We start from the raw sequence: 1,182 nt of genomic DNA, 5'->3' as shown, positions 1-1,182 counted from the left end.
CAGAGTGTCGATAAACCCCAGTATTTTCACTGGGGTTCTTTTTTTTAGCTTTGTTTTTTAAAAATACATTAGGTCGTTCTATACTGAGTTAGAGGCATTTGTAATGGCTCTTCGGGACGTCTGAGGCTCTTTTGAAGGTCATTACGCTCGGCTTTTCAAGTAATAGAAGCCCTAGCTAAGCATCAAGGCGATCTTTTTCATATTTTGGGCAGTCGCCGTCAGTAGACACTGCGAAGAGACTTTGTTCACTCCTCTAAATCTCGCATAGCGATACCCATGTAGTTCTTTCGCGTCCGCAAAACTGCGTTCGACTGTTTCTTTTCGCCTTGCGTAAATGATCTTTCCTGCTGGTGTGAGACGATGCGCATTCACTCGTTCTTTGCAGTCTTCCCAGACATGTCTGGTGAGTGTTTTCACTGAGTTTTTATTCGTTGTGCAACGCTTCTTCTCTGGGCAGCTCTCGCAGATGGTGCGATCTGAGTCGTAATGACGATAACCTTCTCGTGAAGTGGTTTTGTAAATTAATGACTGACCTTGTGGGCAGATATAGACATCATTCGAGGCATCGTATTGATACTCACGCTTATAAAAGAAGCCCTTTTTATGAGTGGGTCGTCGATAGCCCATCACCGCATAGATGAGCCTCTCTTCGAGACCATGGCAGATCGCGGAGGTGAAGTAACCCGCATCTAACCCCACCGTTGTGACGTGGAACTTAAAACGATCTTTCATTCGATCCAGTCGCTCTAAGTAAGGCACGGCATCATGCACATTGCCGGCAGTAACATGGACATCGGTAATGATATTGCAGCGTGCATCGACGGTTCGATGGTCAAGGTAGAAGAACCCTTTGGGCTTGGTGTCTCGCACCATGTAGCCACTTTCAGGATCGGTTGTGCTCTGCTTTATTTCTCGCGTTTTATCTTTGACCTTTTCAGGTGGTAAAGGCTTTTTTCCATGGCGTATTCGATCCTCCTCAACCGCTTGATCTAGTTCATCCATATAAGCCTGACGAGACTGCTCAACCAACACTTTTTGAAAGTGCTTTTTATTCGCATTGGCTTTGAGGTGCGTGGAGTCGGTATAGAAAGTATGTCCGCTGACGAGTTTCTTCTTCATGGCTTGAAGAACGATTTCATCAAAAATCTTCTGATACACATCAGACTCTTTAAAACGTCGAGT

General features: G+C 45.2%; 1 pseudogene. It reads right to left on the bottom strand.

The features are described from left to right. Positions 1–174: 174 nt before the first annotated feature. Positions 175–1,182, bottom strand: a pseudogene (locus tag ACXAH2_RS17130) (IS1182 family transposase); the annotation flags it as partial.

The organism is Marinomonas sp. ABL3_031 (genome assembly GCF_056161265.1).
Note: the sequence above shows the minus strand (reverse complement) of the source record. Positions and strands in the feature narration are given on the sequence as shown.